At 58.7% G+C, this 12,740-nt stretch carries 12 protein-coding genes; 8 read left to right on the top strand and 4 right to left on the bottom strand.

The genetic code is table 11. The features are described from left to right. The first annotated feature begins 1 nt into the window (after position 1). Positions 2-1,339 (top strand): sigma-54-dependent transcriptional regulator, encoded by a 1,338-nt coding sequence (locus GJV18_RS05140; RefSeq protein WP_160343629.1) that lies wholly within the window; start codon positions 2-4, stop codon positions 1,337-1,339. Between the two features lie 122 nt (positions 1,340-1,461). Here the strand turns inward: GJV18_RS05140 and thiO are convergent, their stop codons facing one another. Further along, a complete protein-coding gene (gene thiO / locus GJV18_RS05135) occupies positions 1,462-2,577 on the bottom strand; it encodes a glycine oxidase ThiO (protein WP_160343628.1) in 1,116 nt (371 codons plus the stop codon). A gap of 62 nt (positions 2,578-2,639) precedes the next feature. On the opposite strand from thiO, the gene GJV18_RS05130 reads away from it, so the two are divergent. From GJV18_RS05130 to GJV18_RS05100, 7 genes are all read left to right on the top strand, one after another. After that, complete coding sequence (locus GJV18_RS05130; RefSeq protein WP_160343627.1) at positions 2,640-3,155, top strand: GspH/FimT family pseudopilin; 516 nt, start codon at positions 2,640-2,642, stop codon at positions 3,153-3,155. Between the two features lie 99 nt (positions 3,156-3,254). Next, a complete protein-coding gene (locus tag GJV18_RS18615; RefSeq protein WP_325065241.1) occupies positions 3,255-3,737 on the top strand; it encodes a GspH/FimT family pseudopilin in 483 nt (160 codons plus the stop codon). Next, complete coding sequence (gene pilV / locus GJV18_RS05120) at positions 3,731-4,255, top strand: type IV pilus modification protein PilV (protein WP_160343626.1); 525 nt, start codon at positions 3,731-3,733, stop codon at positions 4,253-4,255. The genes GJV18_RS18615 and pilV overlap by 7 nt, the downstream gene beginning before the upstream one ends. Continuing rightward, entirely contained in the window at positions 4,252-4,923 is a 672-nt protein-coding gene (locus GJV18_RS05115; RefSeq protein WP_160343625.1) for a PilW family protein, read from the top strand. Before pilV ends, GJV18_RS05115 begins: the two co-directional genes overlap by 4 nt. A 26-nt stretch (positions 4,924-4,949) precedes the next feature. Further along, positions 4,950-5,330 (top strand): PilX N-terminal domain-containing pilus assembly protein, encoded by a 381-nt coding sequence (locus tag GJV18_RS05110; RefSeq protein WP_160343624.1) that lies wholly within the window; start codon positions 4,950-4,952, stop codon positions 5,328-5,330. Between the two features lie 24 nt (positions 5,331-5,354). After that, the gene (locus GJV18_RS05105; protein ID WP_160343623.1) at positions 5,355-10,217 is read left to right on the top strand and encodes a pilus assembly protein; all 4,863 of its coding nucleotides are present in this window, start codon (positions 5,355-5,357) and stop codon (positions 10,215-10,217) included. Between the two features lie 9 nt (positions 10,218-10,226). Next, complete coding sequence (locus GJV18_RS05100; protein ID WP_160343622.1) at positions 10,227-10,673, top strand: type IV pilin protein; 447 nt, start codon at positions 10,227-10,229, stop codon at positions 10,671-10,673. A gap of 67 nt (positions 10,674-10,740) precedes the next feature. On the opposite strand, the gene ispH is transcribed toward GJV18_RS05100, so the two are convergent. The 3 genes from ispH to lspA all read right to left on the bottom strand — a co-directional run bounded on the left by ispH (position 10,741) and on the right by lspA (position 12,721). After that, positions 10,741-11,685, bottom strand: coding sequence for a 4-hydroxy-3-methylbut-2-enyl diphosphate reductase (gene ispH, locus GJV18_RS05095; protein ID WP_160343621.1), 945 nt, complete (start codon positions 11,683-11,685; stop codon positions 10,741-10,743). 102 nt (positions 11,686-11,787) lie between these two features. Next, positions 11,788-12,225, bottom strand: a complete 438-nt coding sequence (locus tag GJV18_RS05090) for an FKBP-type peptidyl-prolyl cis-trans isomerase (RefSeq protein WP_160343620.1) — start codon at positions 12,223-12,225, stop codon at positions 11,788-11,790. Beyond that, the gene (lspA, locus tag GJV18_RS05085) at positions 12,218-12,721 is read right to left on the bottom strand and encodes a signal peptidase II (RefSeq protein ID WP_160343619.1); all 504 of its coding nucleotides are present in this window, start codon (positions 12,719-12,721) and stop codon (positions 12,218-12,220) included. Before lspA ends, GJV18_RS05090 begins: the two co-directional genes overlap by 8 nt. Positions 12,722-12,740 lie beyond the last annotated feature (19 nt).

Here is a 12,740-nt window from a genome sequence, read left to right as displayed (position 1 = left end):
CATGACCCGGCAAAGAGCCCTGATCGTCGACGACGAACCCGATATCCGCGAACTCCTGGAAATCACCCTGGGGCGGATGAAGCTCGATACCCGCAGCGCGCGCAACGTCAAGGAAGCCCGTGAATGGCTGGCCAAGGAACCGTTCGACCTGTGCCTGACCGACATGCGCCTGCCCGACGGCACCGGCCTCGATCTGGTGCAGCATATCCAGCAGCGCCACCCCCAGGTCCCCGTGGCCATGATCACCGCCTACGGCAGCCTGGATACCGCGATCAACGCGCTCAAGGCCGGGGCCTTCGACTTCCTGACCAAACCGGTGGACCTGGGACGCCTGCGCGAACTGGTTGCCACCGCCCTGCGCCTGGGCCAGGCCGAGGGCGTGGAGCTGCCCGTGGACAACCGCCTGCTCGGTGACTCGCCACCGATGAAGGCCCTGCGCAAGCAGATCCTCAAATTGGCCCGCAGCCAGGCTCCGGTTTACATCAGCGGCGAATCAGGCAGCGGTAAGGAGTTGGTGGCACGTCTGATCCACGAGCAAGGCCCGCGCGCGGAGCAACCCTTCATCCCGGTCAACTGTGGCGCCATTCCCAGCGAACTGATGGAAAGCGAGTTCTTCGGCCACAAGAAGGGCAGCTTCACCGGCGCCATCGAAGACAAGCAGGGCCTGTTCCAGGCAGCCAACGGCGGCACCCTGTTCCTCGACGAAGTGGCCGACCTGCCCCTGGCCATGCAGGTCAAACTGCTGCGTGCGATTCAGGAAAAAGCTGTGCGCGCCGTCGGCGGCCAGCAGGAAGTGGTGGTGGATGTACGCATCCTGTGTGCCACCCATAAAGACCTGGCAGCCGAAGTGGCCGCCGAGCGTTTCCGCCAGGACCTGTACTACCGCCTGAATGTGATCGAACTGCATGTCCCCTCACTGCGCGAGCGGCGAGAGGATATTGCCCAACTGGCCGACGTCATGCTCAAGCGCCTGGCCGAAGGCAGTGGCCTGAATCCGGCACGCCTGGCCCCCGAGGCGCTGGACAAGCTCAAAAGCTATCGCTTCCCCGGCAACGTGCGCGAACTGGAAAACATGCTCGAACGCGCCTACACCCTGTGCGAAGACGATCTGATCAGCGCATGCGATCTGCGCCTGAGCGACACCTGCCACGGCGGCGAGGCAGGCGAAACCAGCCTGGCGCAGATCGACAACCTGGAAGATCACCTGGAAAACATCGAACGCAAGCTGATCATGCAGGCCCTGGAAGAAACCCGCTGGAACCGTACCGCAGCGGCCCAACGCCTGGGCTTAAGCTTTCGCTCGATGCGCTATCGCCTGAAAAAGCTGGGCATCGACTGACCAGGCGCCGGTCTCGCGAAGGGTACACCACCTGTGGAGCTGGAAAATCTGGGTAACACCTGCCGGTAGCCCGGACAAGCGCAGCGCCGTCCGGGTACCGGCCCAATCGGCAGCCTATCCCCTTAAAACGGCGCCAGGCGCCCCGCCGGGGCATAAGGCGCCGGATCGACAATCGTCTCGCACCCCAAAAGCAGATCCGCCAACAACCGGCAGGACGCCGGCGCCAACACCAGACCGTTGCGGTAATGTCCGCAGTTGAGCCACAACCCTTCATACCCCGGCACAGGCCCGATAAAGGGAATGCCCTCAGGCGAGCCAGGTCGCAACCCGGCCCAATGCCCCACCACCTCGGCAGCAGCCAAGGCCGGCAATAACTCGATAGCTGACGCTTTAAGACTGGCCAAGGCCTCATCCGTCGGGGTCTTGTCGAACTCGGCATGCTCCAACGTACTGCCGATCAGGATATGTCCGTCGCGCCGAGGGATCGCATAACGCCCCTTGGCCAGCACCATGGCTGGGAGAAAACCTTCGGCGCACTTGTAAAGAATCATCTGACCTTTGACCGGCACCACTGGCAACTCAAGCCCCACTTCGCGCAGCAACTCACCGCTCCAGGCACCAGCGGCGAGCACCACCCGCTGCGCATAAAAATCCCCGGAAGCACTGCGCACGCCAGCCACCCGTTTATCCTCGCGCACAAACCCGGTGACCGCGCAGTGCTCATGCAGGCTGACATTGGGCATTTGCAGCAAGGCCGCACGCAGCGCCTTGAGCAAGCGCGGGTTGCGCACATTGGCCACATCGGGCATATGCACAGCCCGAGTAAATCCCGCCCCCAAAGCCGGCACCGCAGCGGCTACACGGGCCAATTCCACTCGTTCAAGCACTCGCCCCTCGCGGGCAGCCCAATTCAAAGCCTCAGCCTCATCCTCCAAGTCCAGCCAGTACAAACCGGTCGCATGGACCTCGGGATCGATCCCCGTCTTGCCCAGCAGCGTCTCGGCAAAGTTCGGGTAGAACTGTTGCGACCAATGGGCCAGAGCCGTCACGGCTGGCGAATAACGCCAGGGATACAAGGGCGAAACAATGCCACCACCGGCCCAAGAGGATTCCAGCCCAGTTTCACGGCGCTCCAGCACCGCCACCCTCAAGCCGCCAAGCGCCAGGTTAAATGCACTCAAAAGCCCTATCGCACCGCCACCTACCACTACAACGTCATGTGTTTCTCGACTTGGCATTCGCAAAATCCGCTCTAGACTCAGTTTTGACTACGACACCCTCTGGCAAGGACGCTGGAATTATGACAACTGAAAACGGCCACTCATTGATCGAGGCTATGGCCAGCCTGTTGATTGGCGGCATTATCCTCGCAACTGCCCTCCCCGGTCTCGGCTCATTACGCGAGAAGAACCAGCAAACACAAACGGCCAATCAGCTGACGGGCGCGCTGCATTATGCCCGCAACACTGCAGTGCTGAAGCGGGCAACCGTGACCCTCTGCCCGGGCACCGAACAGTGCCTGGCAACCCAGCGCTGGGATAAGCATGTTCTGCTATTCATCGACCATAATCAGGACGGAAAGCTCGACCACACGGATGAGCTCCTACAGCGCGTGGAGCTGGCAAACAACTACAGCTGGTACTGGTCGAACTTTCGTCAGCGCCCCTACCTGCAGTTTGCTGCCAACGGCAGAACGCGAGCACTCAATGGCACCTTCTCCCTTTGCCGGGACAAGGTCAGCACCCGGCAAATCGTGATAAATGTCACAGGCAGAATGAGAGCTCAGGCACATCAAACGCCGCTCCCCTGCCGCTGAACTGCAACTCGTCGACCATTTGGCTCGCTGGTCGCAGGCCCATGGCTTTGCCCCGCCACGGCGCTAAGCTAGTCCATGGGTCAAAATGGATAGCCAAGCATGCCAAACACCAGAGGTTTTACCCTCATTGAGTTGATGATTGCCATTGCCATCATGGCGATTATGGCCACCGTTGCCATTCCCGCCTATCAAACCATGGTGCAGAACAACCGCATCGTGACCACCACCAATGGCTTGCTCGGCGCACTGCAACTGGCCAGAAGCGAAGCGGTGAAACAACGCCGCACCATTACCATTTGCCCCAGCAGCGACATGGCCACCTGTGACGCTGGAGAGCCATGGCATGGCGGCTTGATCGTACTGGAAGGCGCCAATCTATTGCGGGTAGTGCCAGCCACGGGAACTGAAGTAGAAATACTCAGCGCAAGCACTCAGCTGGATTACCTGCCAACTGGCCGCCTCAATGGTCCTGATCCCGCATTCAGTATCGAAGACAGTCGTGGTGTTGGCACCACTTCCCGCGTCGTGTGTATCAACCTGCTGGGACAAGTGAACAGTGCCCGAGGAGATGAAGGATGCTAATACTCCCTCGCCAGGCAACAGGCTTCACCTTGATAGAAGTACTGATTGCCTTGTTTGTTCTGGCCATTGGCCTGCTCGGCATGGCTACTCTGATGATGGCGAGCATGCAGTCCAGCCAAGGGGCATCCCAACGCAGCGCAGCCACCGTTGCGGCTTACGACCTGGCTGAGCGGATGCGCAGTAACCGTGATGAAGCAATTGCCGCTGCCTCGCCTTACCAAGGTGATCCATCGGCTGCTGTATTACCAGCCTGCTTTGATGCAGCGACAAAAACCAGCAACTGCAGCGCAGCCGATACAGTGGATCTCGACCTCGCCCAGTGGTCAGCAAATCTGCAGAACAACCTGCCGGGCGCAGAGGCCTTTGTTCAACAGATTAATAATTCCACATTCTGCCTGGTGATTTTTTGGGATGAGCCAGGTGTTACAGAGACTGACAGTGTTCTAGCCGAGCCATGCGGTGTAGATGAAGCTGACGTCGATGACCGTGCGTTCTATAACATGCAGGTAATCCTATGAGCCTACACAAACCGCAACTGGGATTTTCCTTGATCGAGCTAATGATCACCATCATCCTCAGCTCACTGCTGTTGCTGGGTGTGCTGCAGCTCTATATCAACACCAGCGCCACCGACCGCACCAGCAATGAACTCGCCCGGGTACAGGAAAGTGGCCGTGTGGCCCTTGAGCTGATTGCCCGAGAGGCGCGCCGGGCAGGTTATCAGGGCTGTGTAGGGGCAGGCACAACCACCGAAGCAGGCGGTATCACCTACCCCGATGGCGCCCTGGTTGGCGCCCTGGTTGGCACCGCCGACTCAATCACCTTTCACTATGCACGCCCCAACCCAGCAGGCACATTCCCGAATCGTACCTGTTTTGACAGCGATGGCGATGGCGCCCTGGATCCCATGGAGCCTTATCAGGTCACCTTCAGCGACTGCGGTGACAACCTCTGCATCTCAGCCCCCGACATTGGCCTTAACCAGCAGCTGGTGGCCAACGCCAACTTTGCCAACATTGGGTATATCGAAGCCTGCGGCGCCAATACCTGCCTGCGCGATGCGGCCACAGCCGATATGGCCAACGTCAGAAAGCTTCAAATCACTCTTGCGGTGAATGACTCGCGCGGCGAGTTTGCCGTGCCCCGCACCTTTACATCGGTTATTGAGCTGAGGAACCGTCTGTGACAAAGCTGCCCAATCAACAACGCGGTATGGTGCTGCTGGTCAGCCTGATCCTGCTGCTATTGCTAACGATCCTGGCCATTACCGCCGCCAGCACCTCCAGCCTGCAACAGCGCATGGCCAACAATGCCCAGGAGCAGAACACTGCATTCCAGGCAGCGGAAAGCGGGCTGGCCACTTGGTTGACCCTATTCCTCAGCGAAACCGCCATTCCTGCCAGCTGGCAAAATGCCGGGGCTAATGCCCAATTCCAACTTGCTACCGAGCAACAAGCTCACTGCGTAGCCGGCTCGATCGGTGTAGGAAGTGGCTTTATCTTCGATTGCTATCACACCACCAGCGACGCCCGCACCGACACAGGCGCCAGAAGCCGCCATCAGATGGGTTACATGACCCGCCTTGGCCAATAAGCCTTGGCTCATGGGAGAACAAGCATGAATCGTTCATTCGCACAAAATATGCGCACCGTTCTAGGCAGCACTATTGCCAGCGCTCTGCTGCTCAGTGCCAGCCTCAGCTACGCCGACGATACCGAAATCTTCTTTGGCGGCCCCAATATCGAAGAAGGCGTTCGCCCCAACGTGTTGTTTATCCTCGACAACTCGGGCTCCATGCAATGGCGCACCGCCAGTAATAACAATCCGCTTGCCGGCGAACAATCGCGTATGCAGATTCTTAAAGAGTCGCTGACCAGCGTGATCAACAATGCCGGCCCCATTAACGCCGGCATTATGGTGCTCAACCCGCGTTCGGAGTACGACAACTCTCGGATGGTCTATCCGGTGACCTATATCGACGAGCCCCTGCCCAGCTCGGTAACCCAGGTGGCCAGCCAGCCGCAAATTCTGGTGAGTGGGGATGATGGCAGCCAGAGTAGCCTGGGAGGCGGTGCCAATATCACAGCCCCCAGCCTGCAGATGGGTTATGTCAAAACCACCAGCAACGCACTCAATAGCAAACGCAGCGTGCTGAAACTGCGTCAGGGTTTCTTCCAGAGCCAGGATGGCGGCATAAACTATGCCTGCCGAATGAACGAGCCAAACAATGACCATCGCAGCAGCAATAGCGATGCTTGCGGTAATACCGACAAGGCCAATATTGACATCCGGCCCGGCGGCGATACCAACGAAGATAATGACAACCCAATCCGCGGCACCGCGCTGATGTACTTCACCGGGCTCAATGTACCGGCCAGCGCCGCAGCCGCGCCGGACTTTCGCGCCTACCTACATCTACGCCCGCTTAACACCCAAAACACTAGTCGCCGCCCAACTCTGCGCGTAGATATTCAAGACAGCAAAACGCCCGCCGAGCCGCAGACGTTGACGCCAATCGATGTGGGCCGCAGCTATATTTCGGAAACCTTTCGGCCAGGCAACCGCTGGGAAACCTCCAGCATCTATCAGGTGGATATCACCGATCAGGTCAAGGATGTGCTGGACAATGATGGACTGCCCCTGGGCGATCTGTTTTTGAAATTGCGCGCCACCGAACAAAACCGCGAATATCGCTTCTGCATGAGCGGCAGCGACAGCCAGGATCCAGACGATGGCCTTCAGTGCGGTACGACTGGCGGCATTCCCAACGCACCGACCCTGGTAATCGAATGGACGGCACCGGCCACCATAGAAGAGGAGTACAGCACTGCTCTGCGCTTCCAGAGCGTCGGCATCCCTCGCGGCGCCACGGTACAGAGCGCCCGCCTGGACTTCGTTCCAGCAGCCAGTAACGACACCGCGGTTAATAACGATGAGCAGTTGACCCTGCAGGTTCGTGCTCAGCTAATCGGTGATGCCGCTCAAATAAGCGCTGGTGAGGACGTCGTTGGGCGCTCCCCAAAGACAAGTGCCATAACCACATGGGACGTACCAGAATGGTATGTTGAAAGCCCACCCACCCATCAGCCGGGACCGGATGTCACCAACCTGGTACAGGAAGTGGTCAATCTCGGCAGTTGGTGTGGCAACAATGCCATGGCCTTTGTCCTTGAGCCAGACAGTGGCAACAGCGCGCGCCAGGCCTTTAGCCTGGACGGTGCCCCAGGTCTGCAACCGACGCTGACGGTGACCTATACAGGCGGTGAAGGCGGTTGCCTTAACCCGATCATTGAAGCCCAGGTGCTGGGGCCAAAAGACGATGCGCGCCAAGACTCCAACGGCTATATGCAACTGGATGGCAATAGCCTACCGGTCACAACCTATGGTCTGGGCGCCCGCTTTACTGGTGTACCCATCAAGCAAGGCGCGACCATTCTTGATGCACAACTGATTATTACGCCGTCCAACAGTGACTCAGCGACGACCACCCGGATCAGTGTGCAGAATGCTGACTCAGCGCCCCCCATCCAGGGCAACCGCTATAACTTGTCTTCCGGCCGCAGCTATACCTCTGAAGCTGTCTGCAGCCTGAACACCTGGATTGAGAATATTCCGTTCGTCTGCGACCAAACCGAGATTCGTAGTGGCTTGCAGAGCGTAATCAACCGCCCCCTCTGGCAACCGGGTAATGATCTGCTGGTGCGTTTGCGCCAGACCTCAACCAGCGGCCTGCAAGCGACGGCTTATGAAGGCAACCCCAGCCAGGCGATCAAACTACGGATGAAGATTGCCCAAGGCGGGCTGGAGGAAAAGGGTTACACCGTACGCAACCACCTTAACGCGCTGGTTGGGGCCATGGTGGCCAGCGGTGGCACCCCTATTGTGCCCACCTATCTGGAGGCGGCGCGCTATCTGCGCGGTGAGCGCTCAGGCTTGCCATCACCTCGCACCAGTGTCTGCCAGCCAACCCATGTAGTGATGCTGACGGACGGCCAGGCCAATGGCACTTCCACATCGGCACAAAATAGCATCGACGACTTGGCTGGAAGCTGCAGTGTAGCTTTGCGGGCTGACGGGATAGCCGATACGACATCGACAATTAACGACGAGCGCTGTGCCCGCAAACTGGCCGAGTTTATGGCGGAAACCGATCAGTCCCCGCTCGACGGTCTGGATATCATCAATACCCATACCATCGGCTTTGCCATGGGTGCACTGGGTAGCAATACAGGCCCGGCGGACTTTATGCGCGACCTTGCAGACAATGGCGAAGGCGGCTTTTACCTGCCCAACAATGCCAGCGAACTGAGCAAGGCCTTTAGCGATATTCTGCAGAGCGTACAGGATGTCGACACCACCTTTGTGAGTGCCAGCGCACCGGTCAACTCCTTTGAGCGGCAAAACAACAAGGACGAGCTGTACTTCTCGCTATTCAAGCCTTCGGAGACCAACCGCTGGCCGGGTAACCTGAAGCGTTATCGCTTTGCCCTGACCGACAGCTCGGGTAATGACAACCCGCAAATTGTTGATGCCGACAACGTGGCTGCAGTAGACCCTACAAGCGGCAACTTCAAGAGCACCGCACGTAGCTTCTGGTCAGCCACTACCGACGGCAACAACAGCGCTGCGGGTGGCGCGGCATCACGCCTTCCGGCACCGGCCAGCCGCAAGCTGTATACCTATATCGGCAGCGAACCGGCTGCACCGGTCAACCTGACCGCCTTCCCGATCAATACCAGCGTGGTCAGCAAAGCCAATCTTGGCGATGCGGCCATGAGTGACGATGAATATAGCGATCTGATCAGTTTTATTCGCGGCACAGACCCGACAACAGGCACGGCACGTAAAGCCATGGGCGACCCGATCCACTCATCCCCGCGCCTGGCGACTTACAGCTGCACCACCCCCAACGCAGTCGACCCAAGCAAGTGCGATGTAGAGGACCAGGTGGCCTTTATCGGCACCAACGAGGGCTTTGTTCAGGCCATCAACACCAGCAACGGGCAAGAAGTCTTCGCCTTTATGCCGCAAGAGCTGCTGACCAATATTCACCTGCTTAAAAATGATGCGAAAACCAGCTCGAGCACACGGCCCAAGCCTTACGGCATGGATAACCCGGTAACCCTCTGGGTCAATGACCTTAATGGTGATGGCAAGATACTGGATACCCCCGGGGCCGGTAGCCCGCAAACGGATGAGTTTATCTATGCCTATGCCACCATGGGCCGAGGCGGACGCGGTATCTATGCGCTGGATGTCACCAACAGAAACCAACCCAAACTGCTGTGGAATATCATTGGCGGCCAGACACCGGGCTTCGACCGCCTGGGGCAAACCTGGTCCGCACCCGTCAAGACACGTATCAAGATTGGTACCGACATCACCGATGTACTGGTGTTTGCCGGCGGCTATGACCCGGTATGGGATAACGCTAGAACCCGCCCAACCACCCCGACCCAGGGTAATGCGCTCTATGTTGTCAATGCCAAGACAGGTGAACTGATCTGGTCCGCCAGCCCTGAAGCTAACAACCCAAGTGCCGATGGACATCGGCAAATGCTGAAGATGCGCTACAGCATGCCGGCATCACCGCGCGTGATCGACCTGCAGCAGTCAGCAAGCGGGCAGTTGATACAGGACAAAGACCTTCTGGCAGACCAGATTTTTATTGGCGACCTGGGCGGCCAGGTATGGCGCTTCTTTATCAACAACAGCGGCGTCACCGGCGCAGCGCTGATTACTGCAGGCGGAACCGCCAACGACGGTGTCTTCGCCAGCGTCACCCCCAGCGGATACGACGGCCTCAGCCTGACTGACAAGGAGAACACACTGCAGCGGCTGTACAATGAGCCGGATGTTGCATTGCTCAGCAAGAATGGGCGACTTGCACTGGCGGTCAATATCGGCTCCGGCCATCGTGGCCATCCGCTCTATATGGACACGACAGATCGGTTTTACTCCTTGCGAACTCGCAACCTAACCAACGCGAGCTTCAATGAAGGAACGCTGTTTGAAGCCGATCTATTGGATGTCACCAGTGACCTGGCTCCAGCGGCAACCGAGCAGAAACTATCACTGACTGGAGGCCTGGAAAAAGGCGGCTGGTTTATCTCTTTCTCAAGCAATCCAGGTGAGAAAGTACTAACCCGAGCATTGACGGCTGGCTCCAACAGTACCGTCTTCTTCAGTACCTACCAGCCGGCGACTACGAACGCCAACCCGTGCGAAGCTGCCTTCGGCACAGCGCGTGGCTACGCCGTTAACCTGTTCGATGGCAGCCCGCTGGAAATTGCCGACCCCAACAATCCAACAGCCGAAGATCGCTTCTCAGTGCTGAAAATTCCGGGCATCCCGCCGCAACCTGAACTTCTCTGCATAGGCGATAAGTGCTTTGTGATTCGCGGCCCCGGTGATATTGAGGAGGTCGAACTGCCTGCACCCGGCAAGCTGTACTGGATTGACCAAACCGAACTGGATTAAGGAAGAGCTATGAAAAATGCAGTACCCAGAGGTTTTAGTCTGATAGAACTGATGATCGCAGTCGCTGTTATCGCGGTACTTGCGGCCATTGCTCTGCCCAACTATCAGGGCTATCTGACACGCACTGTCTGTGAGGACGCCAAGGGGGTTCTTGCTGGTGCCGCTAGCAGCCTGGAGCGCTACAGAGCACAGAATAATACCTATGTAGGGGCTAACCTGGCTGACCTTGGCTATGCGCAAAGTCCAGTAGACGGCAATGCGCAGTTCAATTTGGTGGCTAACCCACTCACCGCTACAGGCTACACCTTGACGGCAACTCCCGTGGCAGGGGGACGCCTTGCTGGGAGAGGCACGTTAACGCTGACCTCCACAGGCATTAGAGGCGCTACAGATGGAGCAATAGCCCCCGGCTTCGACACTGCAGATGTATGGAATAGCAGCTGTCGCGGCCTCTAAGCCAATAACGTAAAAAGCAAAAGCCCCGATTAAATCGGGGCTTTTGCTTTTTGTAACCCTTACACAATCAAAGCTGCCTGACCCGCAACTCCTTCGGCATGGAGAAGGTCACGTTCTCTGGCCGGCCGGCCACTTCCTCGGCCCCCTGCGCGCCCCAGTTGTGTAGCTGGGTAATCACCCCCTGCACCAGCACTTCGGGAGCCGAGGCGCCGGCGGTGATACCGATGCCGGCAACGCCGTCGAACCATTCGCGCTTGAGGTCTTCGGCGCCGTCGATCAGGTAGGCCGGCGTCCCCATACGCTCTGCCAGTTCGCGCAGGCGGTTGGAGTTGGAGCTGTTTGGGCTGCCCACCACCAATAGCACATCGCATTCCGCCGCCAGCTGTTTGACCGCATCCTGACGGTTCTGGGTGGCATAACAGATATCGTCCTTGCGCGGCCCGCCAATGGCGGGAAACTTGGCGCGCAGGGCGTCGATCACCTTGCTGGTGTCGTCCATGGACAGGGTCGTCTGGGTGACAAAGGCCAGAGCTTGCGGGTCGCGCACCTCTAGCGCCGCCACATCAGCCTCATCCTCCACCAGATAGATGGCGCCGCCGTTGCTGGCATCGTATTGGCCCATGGTGCCCTCCACCTCGGGATGCCCCTGGTGACCGATCAGGATGCATTCGCGCCCCTCACGGCTGTAGCGCACCACTTCCATATGCACCTTGGTCACCAGCGGGCAGGTGGCATCGAAAACTTTCAGACCGCGACGCTCGGCTTCATTGCGCACGGCCTGGGACACGCCATGGGCGCTGAAGATAACGATGACGTCATCCGGCACCTGATGCAGCTCTTCCACAAACACCGCACCGCGGGCACGTAGGTCTTCAACCACGAATTTGTTGTGCACCACTTCATGGCGCACATAGATGGGCGGGCCGAAGACTTCCAGGGCGCGGTTGACGATCTCGATGGCGCGATCGACGCCAGCACAGAAGCCGCGGGGGTTGGCGAGTTTGATTTGCATGGTTGTTGCCTCGGCACGCGTGGCACAGGATTTGGCCAATTTAACGCGAGGCCACTAGACGCCTCACGCTTTTCGTAGCCCGGATGCAATCCGGAGTACAGATCAGAGCGCTTTAACTTCGATGATCTCCACCTCAAAGCTCAGCTGCTTGCCGGCCAGGGGGTGGTTGAAGTCGATGGTCACCTGAGTGTCGTCGAAAGCTTTGACCACACCTGGCAGCTCGGCGTTGGCGGCGTCGTTGAAGATCACCAGCAGGCCTTCGGACAGTTCCATACCGTCAAACTGGCTGCGTGGCATCACCTGCACATTCTGCGGGTTGCCCTGGCCGAAGCCCTGCTCCGGGCTGATGGCCAGGCTGCGCTTGTCGCCGGCCTTGAGGCCGTAGATGGCCTGCTCGAAACCGGGCAGCAGGTTGCCGTCGCCAACCTTGAAGGTGGCCGGTTGCTTGTCGAAGGTGCTGTCTACTACATCGCCGTTATCCAGTTTGAGGGCGAAATGCAGGGTCACTTCACGATCCGGGCCGATCCGTACGTCAGTCATGGGCTTTTTCTCCGGACTTCTCAGTTTTGAACATATCCAGCGCCAGGAGGATGGCGCCGCCGGTGATGGCCATATCGGCCACGTTGAATGCCGGGAAATACCAGCGGTGCTGCCAGTGCACCAGAATGAAATCCACCACATGGCCGAACACTACCCGGTCGACCAGGTTGCCCAGGGCACCGCCCAGCACGAGGGCCAGGGCCAGAGCCAGCCAGGTTTCGTCGGGTTTCAGGCGCTTGAGCCAAACCAGCAATACGCCGCTGACAATCAGCGCGATGGCTGCGAAGAACCAGCGCTGCCAGCCGGCGGCATCGGCCAGGAAGCTGAAGGCCGCGCCGGTGTTGTAGGCCAGGGTCCAGCTGAAGTAATCGGGGATGACCACGATTTGCTGGTACATGCTCAGGTTATTGTCGAACCAGAACTTGCTGACCTGATCGACCACGAACACCAGCAGGCTTAGCCAGAGCCAGGGCAGTTTGCCGAAGCGGGCGCTCATAAGCAGACTTCCTTTGCTA

The sequence above is a fragment of the Pseudomonas xionganensis genome, from assembly GCF_009763245.1.
GTDB lineage: Bacteria > Pseudomonadota > Gammaproteobacteria > Pseudomonadales > Pseudomonadaceae > Aquipseudomonas > Aquipseudomonas xionganensis.
The sequence above is the reverse complement of the archived record's forward strand: the minus strand, read 5'-3'. Positions and strand labels throughout refer to the sequence as shown.

Coding starts and splice junctions, on each gene's coding strand:
- GJV18_RS05140 (WP_160343629.1), top strand. CDS start 2: ATGACCCGGCAAAGAGCCCTGATCGTCGACGACGAACCCGATATCCGC.
- thiO (WP_160343628.1), bottom strand. CDS start 2,577: ATGCCAAGTCGAGAAACACATGACGTTGTAGTGGTAGGTGGCGGTGCG.
- GJV18_RS05130 (WP_160343627.1), top strand. CDS start 2,640: ATGACAACTGAAAACGGCCACTCATTGATCGAGGCTATGGCCAGCCTG.
- GJV18_RS18615 (WP_325065241.1), top strand. CDS start 3,255: ATGCCAAACACCAGAGGTTTTACCCTCATTGAGTTGATGATTGCCATT.
- pilV (WP_160343626.1), top strand. CDS start 3,731: ATGCTAATACTCCCTCGCCAGGCAACAGGCTTCACCTTGATAGAAGTA.
- GJV18_RS05115 (WP_160343625.1), top strand. CDS start 4,252: ATGAGCCTACACAAACCGCAACTGGGATTTTCCTTGATCGAGCTAATG.
- GJV18_RS05110 (WP_160343624.1), top strand. CDS start 4,950: ATGGTGCTGCTGGTCAGCCTGATCCTGCTGCTATTGCTAACGATCCTG.
- GJV18_RS05105 (WP_160343623.1), top strand. CDS start 5,355: ATGAATCGTTCATTCGCACAAAATATGCGCACCGTTCTAGGCAGCACT.
- GJV18_RS05100 (WP_160343622.1), top strand. CDS start 10,227: ATGAAAAATGCAGTACCCAGAGGTTTTAGTCTGATAGAACTGATGATC.
- ispH (WP_160343621.1), bottom strand. CDS start 11,685: ATGCAAATCAAACTCGCCAACCCCCGCGGCTTCTGTGCTGGCGTCGAT.
- GJV18_RS05090 (WP_160343620.1), bottom strand. CDS start 12,225: ATGACTGACGTACGGATCGGCCCGGATCGTGAAGTGACCCTGCATTTC.
- lspA (WP_160343619.1), bottom strand. CDS start 12,721: ATGAGCGCCCGCTTCGGCAAACTGCCCTGGCTCTGGCTAAGCCTGCTG.